This is a genomic window from Enterococcus sp. FDAARGOS_375 (assembly GCF_002393265.1).
In the GTDB taxonomy this organism is placed as follows: Bacteria; Bacillota; Bacilli; order Lactobacillales; family Enterococcaceae; genus Enterococcus_D; species Enterococcus_D innesii.
The window spans coordinates 3,069,949-3,083,657 of record NZ_CP023515.1 but is presented as its reverse complement, the minus strand read 5'-3'; the positions used below and the strand labels follow the sequence as shown (position 1 = coordinate 3,083,657).

Genomic DNA, 13,709 nt, shown 5'->3' with positions numbered 1-13,709 from the left:
ATTAGTTCTGCTCCTTCCATGCATCGATCATCTCTAAAAATTCGTCAAATAAGTGGACTGCATCATGCGGGCCCGGTGCCGCATCTGGGTGGTATTGGACACTGAATGCTGGGTAGCGGCGATGACGAACCCCTTCGATCGTGCCATCGTTCACTTCGACGTGGGTCACCATTAGTTTTTCAGGATCGATGGATGCTTCATCCACAGCAAAGCCATGGTTTTGTGAGGTAAAATCGATCCGACCAGTGGCGATTTCTCTTACTGGATGGTTCAATCCGCGGTGACCGAACTTCATTTTATAGGTATCTGCCCCATTTGCTAATGAGAAGAGCTGATGGCCTAAACAAATCCCGAAGATTGGTACCTTACCTTGAATCCCTTGTATCATTTTAATTGCTTCTGGCAAGCTTTTAGGATCGCCCGGTCCGTTCGTCAGCATTACACCATCTGGTGCGAGGTCTAAAATTTCTTGGGCTGTCGTATTGTATGGCAAAATCGTTAGATTGCAGTTGCGACGTGACAGCTCTCGTAAAATACTGTGCTTCAAGCCGAAGTCGATGACCACGATATTGCGACCCGTTCCAGGACTTGGATAAGGTTTTGAGGTAGAAACTTGTGCCACTTGATTGGTTGGTAAAACCGCTGCTTTTAATTGATCAAAGGCATGGTCAAAGACATCTCCCGCATCAACGATGCTCGCTTTCATGGTTCCGTGTTGACGGATCTTTCTTGTCAGCGCGCGTGTATCGATTCCTGCGATCCCTGGAATATTTTTGCGTTTTAAAAATTCATCTAACGTCAGCTGTTTCCGCCAATTACTCGCTAGACGCGCGTGTTCTTTCACAACGACCCCTTTACAAGTCGGTGAAATTGATTCGTAGTCGTCTCGGTTGACGCCGTAATTTCCTACCATCGGATACGTAAACGTAATGATTTGTCCGTTAAAGCTTTGATCCGTAATGGCTTCTTGATAGCCCGTCATGCTGGTGGTAAAAACAATCTCACCAAAAACATTGATACTGGCACCAAAGCCTTCGCCTTCAAAGTATGTTCCATCTTCTAAAATAAGCCAACGTTTCATATTATTGCCCACCTTTTTGCCATACTAATTTTCCATTTACAAATGTATAACTTGTATCCCCATATAACGTCCATCCACCGAAAGGCGTATTGACTCCTTTTGATAGGAATTGCTTAGGATCCACGTTATAAGCTGATTCTAAGTCAAAAATTGCGAGATCGGCTTTGTCTCCGACCATCATCGTTCCGGTGCTTAGACCAAAGATTGATGCTGGTTTCACGGTCATCCAATCCACTAATTGCTGTAAGGTAAAGCGTCTTGTTTTTACAAAATGAGTGTACAACAATTGGAAGGCATATTCTGATCCGACGATGCCAAAGGGAGCTTTTAAAAAGCTTTGCATTTTTTCTTCATAACCATGCGGTGCATGATCCGTCGCGATACAGTCGATCGTGCCATCCAGCAGACCTTCGATCAACGCTTCACGGTCTTCTTGCCCACGTAATGGTGGGTTCATTTTCCAAAAGCCTTCATCGGCAGGAATATCTTCATCGATCAGAAGTAAATGGTGGGGAGAAACTTCGGCTGTCACATGAATGCCAGCTTTTTTGGCATCTCGGATCACTCGAACACTTTCTTTCGTAGAAACATGGCAGACATGGTAATGGGCTCCTGTTGCTTCCGCCAAAAGCACATCCCGAGCGATTTGAGAAGCTTCCGTTACACTCAAGATCCCTGGCAATCCAAGCTCTTCCGCTTTTTTACCAGCATGCATCACGCCGCCAAAGAGTAAGGAATCATCTTCTGTATGGGCAACCAAAGCCAAGTCATTTTCGGCTGCTTGCTTCATTGCCAGATACATTGTGCCAGCAGTCTGAACACCCACGCCATCGTTCGTCAAGGCGAAAGCGCCAGCAGCTTTCATTCCAGCTGCATCCGTCAATGTTTCACTGCGCAAGTTTTCTGTAATCGGCGCGTATTGTAAGACATTGATAGACGCATCTGCGTTGATTTTTTCGTATACAGCTGTTAATTTTTCTGGTGTATCAGGAACTGGGTCAAGGTTAGGCATTGCGCAAACTGTTGTGAACCCACCACGAGCTGCTGCCCTACTACCCGTTTCAATTGTTTCTTTGTATTCAAAGCCTGGTTCTCTGAAGTGTACATGAACATCCACTAACCCTGGTGTGATCAATTGCTCTTTGGCATCGATGACTTCGTCAAAATCTGTTTCGGGAAATGCTGTACCGATCCCGCGAATGATTCCTTCTTCGATCCAAATTGCTGCAGGAACACAGTGATTGTCTTTTTTGATGATTTTACCGTTTTTAATGAGTGTTTTCATGTAAACTTCCTCCTCTTATTCCTTTTGACTGTTAGGCTTTACCATTTAATACTGCTTCAAGAATCGCCATTCGAACGAAGACGCCATTCGACATCTGTGTAATGATTCGTGAGCGTAAGCTTTCAACTAGCGCATCAGCCAATTCCACATCGCGATTGACCGGCGCTGGGTGCATTATGATCGCATGTTCCTTCATTCTGGCTGCCCGTTCGACGGTCAACCCGTGATTTTTTAAGTATTCTTCTTTGGAAAAGCTTTCCGTTCCATCATGGCGCTCGTGCTGGACACGAAGCATCATCATGACATCAACTTCTTCCACTAATTCATCTAATGGCAGCCAATGACCGTACACTTCAAACTCTTCGTCGTACCATTCTTTCGGTCCTGAAAAGAAAACTTTTGCGCCAAGTCGCTTGAGCATTTGCATGTTTGATTTTGCGACCCGTGAGTGGGTGATGTCACCTACGATGGCGACTTTCAAGTCGTCAAAGTGCCCGAACTCTTCATAGATCGTCATTAGATCCAACAAACATTGTGTTGGGTGTTGGCCGCTGCCGTCCCCGCCATTGATGATACTGCACTGGATCGTTTTGCTTTGGATCAAAGCGTCGTAGTAGTTTTCATCGCCGTGGCGAATGACTGCCACATCTACGCCCAGAGCTGACATCGTCAAGACTGTGTCATACAGGGTCTCGCCTTTTTGAACAGAACTGGTGGAGGCTTCAAATTCAATGACTTCGATCCCTAGTTTTTTCTCAGCAACATCAAAGCTTTTGTGGGTTCTAGTACTGTTTTCAAAAAAGAGATTTGTTGCGAAATACTGTTCCTTTTGGGGCATCCATTTCGCCCCTCTTTTGAATTCTTGTCCTCTGCGGATGAGTCCCATCACTTCACGGTCTGTCAATGCTTCGACCGTCAAAAGATGCTTTAAGCTGATTCTTTCGGATTGAATAATCATGAATGAATTCCTCCTTTGATTCTGTTTAAACGATGAGTTGGCACAAGTTATTTTTCTTCGCTGCGAGAGCTGTCAGGTAAAATAAGATTCAAGAAGATTCCTAGGACAGTTGCTAACGCCATTGCAGATAAGGTGAAGGTACCGACCGTGAATACAAGACCGCCGATTCCTACCACAAGGATCACTGACGCAATGATCAAATTCTTCTTACGATCAAAATCGATTTTGTTGTCGATCAAAATTTTCAACCCGCTGGCAGCGATGACGCCAAAGAGCAGGAAGCTGATCCCTGAGATGACTGGACCAGGAATACTTAAGATCAATGCGCTTAGTTTTCCAACGAAGCCTAGTACGATGGCTAAAACTGCCGCACCACCGATGACGAACACGCTATGGACCCGTGTAATTGCTAAAACCCCGATGTTTTCTCCGTAACTTGTCACTGGCGGTCCCCCAACGAGACCGGCTGCGATTTGAGCAAAACCGTCGCCTAAGAGTGTTCGGTTCAAGCCCGGCTCTTCAAAGAAGTTCCGCTTCGTTAGTTTGTTTAAGACCATCAGATGTCCGATATGTTCTGTCATGGTGACGAAAGCGATCGGTGCCATCGTAGTAATCGCATTTAGATACAGTTTGGGTTCATAATTAATGAAAGGAATTTCGAAACTTGGCAGCCCAAACCAGTTGGCGTCAATGATTGGTTGTACGTCGACGATCCCTGCCGCTAAGGCGATCAAGTATCCGCCAACGATCCCTAGCAGGATCGGGATCAGCCCTAAGAACCCTCGCAAAAACATGTTGAAGAAAATCGTTAATCCCAAGGTAGCCAAAGCTACTAGAATGTACTTGAAATCGTAAACTGAGTCATTGTACATCGCATTTTGGGCGGCGTTGGCGGCTAATCCTAGACCAATCACCATAATCACAGGACCGACAATGATCGGTGGTAAGATCTTATCCAACCAAGCAGCGCCAGCACGTTTGATGATCAGAGAAACGATCACGTAGACCAACCCAGTCGTGATGGCGCCTTGGGCGATGGCTGGGTAGCCGTCTGATTCCATCAGCATTTGCATCGCCGCGATAAACGCAAAGCTGCTGCCTAGATACGCTGGGATTTTCCCTTTCGTTGTGACCAAGTAAACCAATGTCCCAATACCGGAACTTACCAAAGCGATACTGGGGTTGATCCCTACCAAGATCGGTACTAAAACTGTCGCACCGAACATCGTGAAAAGATGTTGTAAACTAAGGCCTAACCAAGGCAATGCTTTGGGCCGATCTTTGATGTCTAAAACTGCGTCTGGATTACGAAATTCTTGCTTCTGCATGTTGCTGTCACTCTTCTTCCTAGTCGTTTTCTTTATTGATCATGATCCGGTCAGAACCGTCTGATTCTTCCATCTCAACGATAATTTCTTCACTTAAAGCAGTTGGAATATTCTTCCCAACAAAATCTGCCCGAATCGGCAGTTCCCGATGGCCGCGATCAACTAGAACGGCTAGTGAGATTCTCTTTGGTCGACCAATATCCATGATGGCATCCAAAGCTGCTCGAATCGTCCGTCCGGTAAACAAGACATCATCGATCAAGATCACTTCTTTGCCGTCAATAGCCGTCGGAATGTCTGATGAATGGATCTCTGGATCATCTTCGCTCTTTTTATCATCTCGGTACAAGGTGATGTCCAATTCACCAACAGGTACTTCTACGCCTTCCAATTGTTTTAAACGTTCCGCAATCCGTTGGGCGATATAGATGCCTCTTGTCTTGATTCCTACTAGCACCAAATTATCAATGCCACGATTTCTTTCAATAATTTCGTAGGTGATCCGTGTTAACGCTCGTTTCATTGTTACTGCATCTACTACTTCTTTCGCTGCCATATGTTGTTCCCTCCTAATTTTGAACATAAAAAAACTCCTACCTGATTGAGGTAGGAGTCATGTTTTCCGATCGTTACCTAAAATCCCATTCTGTGGATTTTGGGTACACGTTATCATCCAGTAAGGGTTCGAATCTCCAACGCGGGAGTCGTCTGCTTACTCATTCCTTCTTAGCCTCACGGGACTACATTTAAAGGAGCTATTTAGTTGTTACAATTACTATACAGTTCCACCACAAAAAAATCAATCATTTTTTCGTAATTTTTTTAGGGTGTCCTCAAATAGTTCTGGTAATGGGGCTTCAAAGACCATTGACTCACCCGTTGTGGGATGTGTGAAACCTAAAAGCTTGGCATGTAAAAACTGGCCGTTGCCTTTTAAGGTACGCTTTGGTCCGTAGATTGGGTCACCGGCTAACGGAAACCCGATATATTGCATATGCACTCTAATTTGGTGGGTTCTTCCAGTTTCCAATTGCAATTCCACCAAGGTAAATTGATCAAAGCGTTCCAACACGGTGAAATGAGTCACTGCGGGTTTGCCGTTCTCAATCACCGCCTGCATTTTACGATTGACTTTTGAGCGGCCGATCGGTGCATTGATGGTGCCTTTTTCGTGGCTGATATTGCCATGGACCAAAGCCACATACTTGCGTAACGAGGTTTTGTCTTTCAATTGTTTCGCTAACGACTCATGCGCCTGATCATTTTTGGCAATCATTAACAGACCCGACGTATCTTTGTCGATTCGATGAACGATACCCGGCCGAACAACATCGTTGATCGTCGATAGATCCTCCATATGGTACAACAATGCGTTGACTAAGGTGCCACTCGGATGACCAGCGGATGGATGAACCACCATCCCTTGCGGCTTGTTGATGACTGCCACATCAGCATCTTGATAGACGATCGTCAAGGGAATATTTTCTGGCTCTAAATCTACTACTTCCGGCTCTGGCACTTGGATGACCAAGTGATCGCCTGCTTTTACTTTATAATTAGCCCGGACCGTCTCACCTGCCAAAGTAACGGCATCTTCTTTCAGCCATTGTTGGACTTGTGAACGGCTATGGTCAGGCAAGCGTTCGGCCAACACTTTGTCGACCCGCCCTTTTTCTTCTTTAATGATTACTTCAATTTGCTTTTCCATTTGATTCTCCTTGTTTCCCTTTTGCTACATCATCTACTAGTGCATAAATAAAAATCAAGATTACCCCAAACACTAATGACATATCAGCGATATTGAAAATTGGGAAATTGATAAAATCAAGCTGGAACATGTCTACCACAAAGCCATGCTGCAAGCGATCGATGAAGTTCCCGATAGCGCCACCTAGAACAAACGCCAGTCCGAAACGAAACCATAGGCTGCTTTTTTGGTAGCGAAACAATAGATAAACAACGACGGCAACCGCGATAACGGTGATGATCGCAAAAAAGGTGATTTTTCCTTCTAGAATACTCCAAGCTGCACCCGTATTCTGAAGATAGGTCAGGGACAACACATTGTCGATCAGAGAATGTGTTTCACCTAGTTGATAATTGGCAACGATCCAAATTTTTAGCCATTGATCCAAACCAATGACAACAGCACTTAACAAAAAAAACAACGCGATCATAAATTTTCCACTCTTTCTTCTTTGAAAATATCTCGTGGACGGATGATGCCCAAGAGATTTCCATTCGGATTTTTATCTTTGGTGATCAATACCGCCTCAAGCAGGGCATTTTTTTGAAACAATTCTTCCACTTCTACGATGGTTGTTTCTGCCGAAACGAAACAAAAATTCGATCGTTTCCCGTCTCCTGCTAATAATTCATCGGCCGTTCTGCCTGCTAACTTGATTTCACCATGGAGGCTTTCTTTTGCTAACCAGTACCCCAGCATTCGCAAAGTGATCAAGCCCAAAAATCGACCATTATCATAGATTGGAAATTGTGAGTAGCGTTTTTGGGCAACGATTTTCAATAACTCTGGTAATGGCAGGTGCTTTTCAAAACCAGTCACTCGTTTCGCAAAACGCGGCATGACTTTTTCAGGTGCCAGTAAGGAGCGTTCAATTTCTTGAATGCGATTGACGACCCATTCATTTGGCTCTGCAATGACAAAGTTCTCACCAATTTTTTCATGAACGATGGCATTGCGCAGCTGAGCCATTTGTAATAGATCATCTTCTGCTCTTCTGACATTGATATTTTTGCTTTTTGACAAGCGACGAACCATTTCAGAAAAACCCATATTCCGCGGATTATCCAATTCGTCACGAAGCCGCTTTTCGATTCGATTAAAACTGCTCAAAAATTGATCTGCACCACTAGCCATGAGGAACCTCCTTGATAAGATACGCTTTTTTTAAATAAATCAAAACAAAGACAAAATATGCCACTAAATACACACCGACAAAAAGCAACGAGTAAAGGGAGATGGATAATAAGCCCAATACCCCCATCATGAGAAAAAGGCTTAAATAAAAGCCGATATATATTCTTTTAAGCGCAGGATTCATCACGACCTCCAGCTTGAGCGCTGATTGGCCTTTTGGTAACTGAAAAGGCTGACTTTCTAAAAAAAACATGCGCACACGAATCGGCGTCTGCTCAGCCAGCGCCAAAAAAATCGTTTGCTGATGATTGATGGCAGCGATTCTTTTTTTTCCTTGCATGACCTCCAAGGGACTGCCCATTCCATAAAAACCAGTCCTCCTAGTTAGTTGTAGCTCCATTGACAAAGATCACCTCAATTGGTTAAGTATACTTGATTATCAAAAGAAAGAAAATAGACTTTTGCTTGCTTCCTTGATTATTATAACAAGAATCCCTACTTTTATCTTCCATCACGTCTAATGAACGAGAAAAAGACGAATGCCGCTTGCATCCGTCCTTTTAAATCATCTCTTTCCGTTTTTCCGTTTCAAATGCCGCGAATGCCTTCTTTGTTTGTGATAGCTCTTTTAGAAAAGACCGATCGCTTGGCCATCAGAAGTCACGTCCATATTGATGGCGGCAGGTTTCTTCGGTAATCCTGGCATCGTCATCACGGCACCAGTCAAGGCTACGATAAAGCCAGCCCCTAATTTTGGCACGAATTCGCGAATCGTTACTGTAAAGTCATCTGGTGCCCCCAATCGCTTTGGATCATCACTAAAGGAATACTGGGTTTTTGCCATACAGATCGGCAGCTGATCCCAGCCTTGTTCTTTGAAGCTTTGCAACTGTGCCTTGGCTTTCGGCGCAAACTCAACCTCTACCCCGCCATAGATCTCACGCACGATCAAAGAAGCTTTATCCGCTAAAGGCAAATCGTCGGTATACAAGCGTTGATAGTAGGCAGATTTTTCCTCGATTAGTTGAACCACTGCTTTTGCTAGATCCGTTCCACCTGCACCACCGTCTGCCCAAACGGCTGTCCGTGCGATGGTGACGTCGATTTGCTGGCACATGGTTTCGACTAATGTTCGCTCCGCTTCGGTGTCTTGTGAGAACTCATTAAGCGCAACGACAACTGGAATCCCGTATTTACGCATGTTTTCAACATGTCGCTTTAAATTACTGAAGCCTAACTCTAATGCTTTTAAGTTTTCTGTCCCTAAATCAGCCACAGCGACTCCACCATGCATCTTCAGTGCTCTGATCGTCGCTACTACTACGATCGCATCTGGTGCCTTTGATAAGTTCGGTGTTTTGATATCAAGAAATTTCTCTGCCCCTAAGTCAGCACCAAACCCAGCTTCGGTCACCGTGTATTCGCCTAAGTGCAAAGCCGTCTCGGTTGCGATGACACTGTTACACCCATGGGCGATATTCGCAAAAGGTCCGCCATGGATCAGCGCAGGGGTTCCTTCAATCGTTTGAACGAGATTCGGTTTGAGGGCATCTTTTAAAAGTAAGGCTAAAGCACCTTGGACCGCCAAATCTTTTACGTAAATTGGTTGTTTCTCAAAAGAATAACCAATTAAAATCTTTCCTAATCGCTCTTTTAAATTATCAATGCTTGTTGCCAAGCACAAAATCGCCATGATTTCACTAGCAACGGTGATGTCAAAACCGTCTTCTCGGGGAACGCCTTGTAACGGTCCCCCTAGACCGACGATCACTTGTCGTAACGCTCGATCATTCAAATCGACAACCCGTTTCCATGTGACCCGACGTCCGTCGATCCCCAACTCATTGCCTTGCTGGATATGATTGTCGATCAATGCAGACAAGGCATTGTTTGCTGCTGTGATCGCATGCATATCGCCAGTGAAGTGTAAGTTGATGTCCTCCATCGGCAACACTTGTGCTTTGCCGCCGCCGGTGGCGCCGCCTTTGATGCCCATTACTGGTCCTAAAGATGGCTCACGTAAGGCGATGACGGTTTGCTTGCCGATTTGATTTAACGCATCTGCAAGTCCAATGGTCACGGTTGACTTGCCTTCTCCAGCAGGTGTCGGACTGATGGCTGTGACTAAAATGAGTTTCCCCAGCGGATTGTTTGCTTTTTCGGTGATTGCCGACCATTCGATTTTTGCTTTATACTTGCCATAAAGTTCCAGGTCATCGCCTGTTAAACCAAGTGGTTCAGCAATTTCAATAATCGGTTTAGGCATTGATTCTTGTGCAATTTCGATATCTGATTTCATTTTTACCCTCAATTCACGAACTATTTAGCACTTTAAAATGTATTTTGTTTGCTATGCTCTTATTATACTTGATTTTATTCAGAAAGAAAGAGAGATTTTTCACACTTTTACAAGAAGTTTCACGAATCCTTTATGTAAACAAAAAACAACGTCCCTCTTAAGGCTGTACCGCCAAAAGGAGTGATCGCTGCTTTCTAGATTTCTATGAATTACTCGTTGGTTTTGACCTGCACCCTTTTTTCAGGGATTTTTTCTTGAAAAAAAGTTTCTAACCATGCCACATCTTTTTTACGCAACGTGAAGGTATACGTTTTTTGATGATCGGTAATGCTTATTAAACGGTTTATAATTTGCCATTTTTCTATCTCAGGTAAAGAAATAAGGCTTTTCTTCCATAAGCGCGCATAGCGAATCAGGAGCAAATCATTCCTGATGAGCATGCTTCGGTGAATCCCTAACCATACAAAAAAGAAAAAGACGGCTAAAACGAGGTTGCTTTTCCAATAAGGTCTGGTATTTTCTAACGAAAGAATCAAACTGATAAATAATATCATCATAGTGAACGACCAATAAATGATCGCTGTAGCAGCTTCCGGTTGCCAATACAATTTACGCTTCATAAAAGTTCCTCACAACATAAAATTTCTAGTATACTATCTTTATCATATCAAAAAAGGGTGAGACAATGTTAAAAGTTTATCTTGATGCTTCCACGAAAGGCAACCCAGGCCCTAGTGGCGGTGGAATCGTCATTGTCGGTACTGATCTGCATGAACAAATTGCGTTTCCGCTACCTGATTCCACCAACCACCAAGCAGAGTTCGCTGTGATGGTCAACGCGCTGCAGCTGTTGATTAACAAAGGGTTACAGGAACAGACAATTATGCTTTATACCGACAGCAAAGTCGTTGCGCAGACCATCGACAAGAATTATACCAAAAACCCTGCTTTTTCTGATTATTTAACAGAAATTCAATACTTGTTGAAACAGTTCTCTTTAGCGATCATCCAATGGGTCCCTGAGAGTCAAAACAAAGGTGCCGACCATTTGGCCCGCCAAGGATTAGCAAAAGCGATGAAATTAAAGGATCGGAGACAATAACCGAGAGAAGTTTTGTTTGAAGCGCAACCAGTAAGATTGCTTAGCCAAAATTTCATCCGTCAGTAATGTTGATTGTGCCATATCCTCTTCAAAGAAGCCTTTCAACGTTTGCGTGACATCGTGATCGTAGGCGAAGGCATTGACTTCAAAATTCAAGGCATAACTCCGAATGTCTTGATTCGTCGTCCCAAAGGAACTAATGGTATCATCCATCATGACCGTCTTCGCATGGAGGAAACCGTTGTTATAGATGTAGATTTTTGCACCACGGCGATGCAAGTAATTGGCATAATGCTGTGTTGCCCGATAAATGAATGGATGATCCGGCATACATGGAATCATGATTCGGACGTCTACACCTGAGTGGATGGCAATTTCCAATGCATTCATCATACTGTCATCAGGAATCAAATAAGGCGTTTGGATCCAAATCGATTCTTTCGCAGCCAAAATCATTTTCACAAAACCGCCTTTAAGGATTTGGGTCTCTGTTTCTGGACCGTCGGCGACAATTTGCAGATCAACATTTCCAGCAAGCTCTTTCGGTGGCAAAATAAAATAACGATCTTCGTATTCTAGCTGATCCTCTTCCTTTTGCACCGATGCATTCCAATCACGAATAAAAATCTCTTGTAGCGTAAAGCTAGCGGTTCCGACGATTCTTGCGTGGGTATCTCGCCAATAGCCGAACTTGGCCTTTTTGCCAAGATATTGATCCCCAACATTAAACCCGCCAGTCCAGCCAATTTGTCCATCGATCACAACGATTTTCCGATGAAGGTGGTAATTTAGCCGTGTGTTGCGAATCAGATTTTTCGAGGTGATAAATGGCACGACTTTTCCTCCAGCATCGATCAGCGGTTGGAAGAACTTGCGATTGGCTTTCGGTGAACCCCATGGATCATAGACCAAACGGACTTCCACGCCTTCACGGGCTTTATCGATCAAGATAGACAAGAATTGGCCACCGATCTCATCATTAAAAAATGAATAATACTCCACATGCAGGTTGTCTTCAGCTTGCTTCATATCTTCGAATATTGCTGCAAATTTTTCTTTGCCATCTGTGTAAAATTCCACCTTATTTCCTTTAGTCAAGGGCGATTCATCCAGGTTTTTAAAATAGCGCTCCAATAAATGATTATCATCTGAGTAAGGATGTTCTGGAAAAGAATAATTGTGCACTTTGATGATTCGATTCAACTCATTGATCCTACTCTGATGATGCTCACTGAATTTATAAATAATTTCTCCATCGATTCCCCGTCCGCAAAACAAGTACAACAAGAACCCAATGCCGGGGATGAATACCAACGTCATCATCCAAGCAAAGACACTTGCAATCGAGCGTGGTTTCCGAAAAACAGTAATAAAAGCAGCAATCGTATTAATAAACAAAAGTGCCAATAAGACCGTGGAAATCATGCTCATATCCATTTTTATCATAGTTTCCTCCTATATCCTGTAACCCTATAATAGGTAACTATGGTCGAAAGCAAGCTTTAAATCATAGTCCCCTAGTGTTTCTTTGATTTTTTGTTTCAAGATTTCTTCGATTTCTCGATCGTTATAAACAGATTTTGCGGGAATCACTAAATCAAAAGCCAACAGATCTCCTTTGACCTGAAAATCATGCATCCGTAACTGTGGGTCAACGAAGCGAACGATCTTTGACACTTCTTTTTTCAGATGCCGATACTGCTGATTTTGAATTGGTACTGGATCAAGATGACAGACCAGGTCGACTTTCAAGGATTGGCGAAAATCTTGTTCAATCGCATCAATCACCTCATGCGCTTCTCGTAGTGACCAGGTTTCATCCACTTCGATATGCACACTGGCAAAACGATTTTTCGGCCCATAATTGTGAACCAGTAAATCATGGTAACCGAGAATCGTCGGATAGTGATCCAAGCGCTGCTCCATGGCGGAGACTTCTTCTTGCGTAGGTCTTGCCCCTAGCAATTCATTGATGAAAGACCGAATCATTTTAATGCCGCTGATCAAAATGTAGAGAGCAATCAGACAACCAACATAGCCATCGATTCGTAAACCGGTCAACCACTCGATCGTCGCTGAAAACAAAACCGCCCCTGTTGTATATACACATCGTTGAGACTGTCTTGACCACTGGCACTTAGTGTTTGAGAGCCGATCAACTTAGCCAATCTGCGGTACATTGCTCCCTGCCAGACTTTGATCAAAATCGATAAAACCAAAACGATAAACAATAGTGGGGAAAGACGGATACTCGTCGGTTCCATGACGCGTTGCACAGAACTGATGAGAAATTGGCCACCAACAAATGTGATGATCAAAGATACCACAAACCCACTGATGGCTTCAAAACGCTCATGTCCATATGGATGTTCACTGTCAGCTGGTTTCGCCGAGATCCGAAAACCGATCAATGTTAAAATAGACGAGGCGGTATCTGAAAGACTGTTGATGGCATCGGCCATAATCGAAACAGATTGTGCAGATAAGCCAATGATAAATTTCCCTGCGAATAATAGGAGGTTGGAAAGCAACCCGAGGCTACCCGCTAACTTCCCGATGGCTGTACGTTCGTAGACACCATTTTTTTTGCTACGTTTTAAAAAAAAGTTTAGCAAATCATCACCCTCTCAAAAAACCATCTTTCTTATTTTACCCCGAAGGAATTCAATTAAACAACTATTCGTATCGTTTTTTCGAAAAAAAAGCGAATTCCCTTCAATTATCAAACGCATTTTCAGATAACACGTAGGAAAAAGGAAAAAGATAACGGAAGGG

Annotated in this window: 13 protein-coding genes and 1 pseudogene; 1 reads left to right on the top strand and 13 read right to left on the bottom strand. The window is 43.7% G+C overall.

Going from position 1 to position 13,709, the window contains the following annotated elements; all coding sequences use genetic code 11:
* Position 1: 1 nt before the first annotated feature.
* The 11 genes from CO692_RS16035 to CO692_RS15985 all read right to left on the bottom strand — a co-directional run bounded on the left by CO692_RS16035 (position 2) and on the right by CO692_RS15985 (position 10,452).
* The gene (locus CO692_RS16035; protein WP_005235984.1) at positions 2-1,081 is read right to left on the bottom strand and encodes a carbamoyl phosphate synthase small subunit; all 1,080 of its coding nucleotides are present in this window, start codon (positions 1,079-1,081) and stop codon (positions 2-4) included.
* A gap of 1 nt (position 1,082) precedes the next feature.
* Positions 1,083-2,366 (bottom strand): dihydroorotase, encoded by a 1,284-nt coding sequence (locus tag CO692_RS16030; RefSeq protein ID WP_096742687.1) that lies wholly within the window; start codon positions 2,364-2,366, stop codon positions 1,083-1,085.
* A gap of 31 nt (positions 2,367-2,397) precedes the next feature.
* Positions 2,398-3,324: an aspartate carbamoyltransferase catalytic subunit gene (locus CO692_RS16025; RefSeq protein ID WP_096742686.1), complete on the bottom strand. Its 927-nt coding sequence runs from the start codon at positions 3,322-3,324 to the stop codon at positions 2,398-2,400.
* A 47-nt stretch (positions 3,325-3,371) separates the two neighbouring features.
* Positions 3,372-4,652: a solute carrier family 23 protein gene (locus CO692_RS16020; protein WP_081118672.1), complete on the bottom strand. Its 1,281-nt coding sequence runs from the start codon at positions 4,650-4,652 to the stop codon at positions 3,372-3,374.
* A 19-nt stretch (positions 4,653-4,671) separates the two neighbouring features.
* Positions 4,672-5,208 carry a bifunctional pyr operon transcriptional regulator/uracil phosphoribosyltransferase PyrR gene (gene pyrR, locus CO692_RS16015; protein ID WP_077453394.1) on the bottom strand — a complete coding sequence of 179 codons (537 nt, stop codon included), beginning with the start codon at positions 5,206-5,208 and terminating at the stop codon, positions 4,672-4,674.
* A gap of 243 nt (positions 5,209-5,451) precedes the next feature.
* Positions 5,452-6,360, bottom strand: a complete 909-nt coding sequence (locus CO692_RS16010; RefSeq protein WP_077453395.1) for an RluA family pseudouridine synthase — start codon at positions 6,358-6,360, stop codon at positions 5,452-5,454.
* Positions 6,344-6,829, bottom strand: a complete 486-nt coding sequence (lspA, locus tag CO692_RS16005) for a signal peptidase II (RefSeq protein WP_015509729.1) — start codon at positions 6,827-6,829, stop codon at positions 6,344-6,346. The genes CO692_RS16010 and lspA overlap by 17 nt, the downstream gene beginning before the upstream one ends.
* Positions 6,826-7,533: a CBS domain-containing protein gene (locus CO692_RS16000; RefSeq protein WP_077453397.1), complete on the bottom strand. Its 708-nt coding sequence runs from the start codon at positions 7,531-7,533 to the stop codon at positions 6,826-6,828. The genes lspA and CO692_RS16000 overlap by 4 nt, the downstream gene beginning before the upstream one ends.
* Entirely contained in the window at positions 7,526-7,933 is a 408-nt protein-coding gene (locus tag CO692_RS15995) for a hypothetical protein (RefSeq protein WP_010748376.1), read from the bottom strand. Before CO692_RS15995 ends, CO692_RS16000 begins: the two co-directional genes overlap by 8 nt.
* 228 nt (positions 7,934-8,161) lie before the next feature.
* Positions 8,162-9,832, bottom strand: a complete 1,671-nt coding sequence (locus CO692_RS15990; protein WP_096742685.1) for a formate--tetrahydrofolate ligase — start codon at positions 9,830-9,832, stop codon at positions 8,162-8,164.
* 209 nt (positions 9,833-10,041) lie between these two features.
* Positions 10,042-10,452, bottom strand: coding sequence for an EbsA family protein (locus CO692_RS15985; protein WP_005231379.1), 411 nt, complete (start codon positions 10,450-10,452; stop codon positions 10,042-10,044).
* A 65-nt stretch (positions 10,453-10,517) separates the two neighbouring features.
* On the opposite strand from CO692_RS15985, the gene CO692_RS15980 reads away from it, so the two are divergent.
* Positions 10,518-10,934 carry a ribonuclease HI family protein gene (locus CO692_RS15980; protein WP_086292405.1) on the top strand — a complete coding sequence of 139 codons (417 nt, stop codon included), beginning with the start codon at positions 10,518-10,520 and terminating at the stop codon, positions 10,932-10,934.
* On the opposite strand, the gene cls is transcribed toward CO692_RS15980, so the two are convergent.
* Both cls and CO692_RS15970 read right to left on the bottom strand, forming a co-directional pair.
* Positions 10,914-12,380 carry a cardiolipin synthase gene (gene cls / locus CO692_RS15975; protein WP_096742684.1) on the bottom strand — a complete coding sequence of 489 codons (1,467 nt, stop codon included), beginning with the start codon at positions 12,378-12,380 and terminating at the stop codon, positions 10,914-10,916. The two genes, CO692_RS15980 and cls, sit on opposite strands and share 21 nt — an antisense overlap.
* A 24-nt stretch (positions 12,381-12,404) precedes the next feature.
* Positions 12,405-13,549, bottom strand: a pseudogene (locus CO692_RS15970) (cation diffusion facilitator family transporter).
* Positions 13,550-13,709: the final 160 nt, after the last annotated feature.

Bases quoted from the DNA above. Each gene is read 5' to 3' on its own strand.
- CO692_RS15990 (WP_096742685.1), bottom strand. From the start codon at position 9,832: ATGAAATCAGATATCGAAATTGCACAAGAATCAATGCCTAAACCGATT.
- CO692_RS15985 (WP_005231379.1), bottom strand. From the start codon at position 10,452: ATGAAGCGTAAATTGTATTGGCAACCGGAAGCTGCTACAGCGATCATT.
- CO692_RS15995 (WP_010748376.1), bottom strand. From the start codon at position 7,933: ATGGAGCTACAACTAACTAGGAGGACTGGTTTTTATGGAATGGGCAGT.
- CO692_RS16010 (WP_077453395.1), bottom strand. From the start codon at position 6,360: ATGGAAAAGCAAATTGAAGTAATCATTAAAGAAGAAAAAGGGCGGGTC.
- lspA (WP_015509729.1), bottom strand. From the start codon at position 6,829: ATGATCGCGTTGTTTTTTTTGTTAAGTGCTGTTGTCATTGGTTTGGAT.
- CO692_RS16030 (WP_096742687.1), bottom strand. From the start codon at position 2,366: ATGAAAACACTCATTAAAAACGGTAAAATCATCAAAAAAGACAATCAC.
- cls (WP_096742684.1), bottom strand. From the start codon at position 12,380: ATGATAAAAATGGATATGAGCATGATTTCCACGGTCTTATTGGCACTT.
- CO692_RS15980 (WP_086292405.1), top strand. From the start codon at position 10,518: ATGTTAAAAGTTTATCTTGATGCTTCCACGAAAGGCAACCCAGGCCCT.
- CO692_RS16035 (WP_005235984.1), bottom strand. From the start codon at position 1,081: ATGAAACGTTGGCTTATTTTAGAAGATGGAACATACTTTGAAGGCGAA.
- CO692_RS16025 (WP_096742686.1), bottom strand. From the start codon at position 3,324: ATGATTATTCAATCCGAAAGAATCAGCTTAAAGCATCTTTTGACGGTC.
- CO692_RS16000 (WP_077453397.1), bottom strand. From the start codon at position 7,533: ATGGCTAGTGGTGCAGATCAATTTTTGAGCAGTTTTAATCGAATCGAA.
- CO692_RS16020 (WP_081118672.1), bottom strand. From the start codon at position 4,652: ATGCAGAAGCAAGAATTTCGTAATCCAGACGCAGTTTTAGACATCAAA.
- pyrR (WP_077453394.1), bottom strand. From the start codon at position 5,208: ATGGCAGCGAAAGAAGTAGTAGATGCAGTAACAATGAAACGAGCGTTA.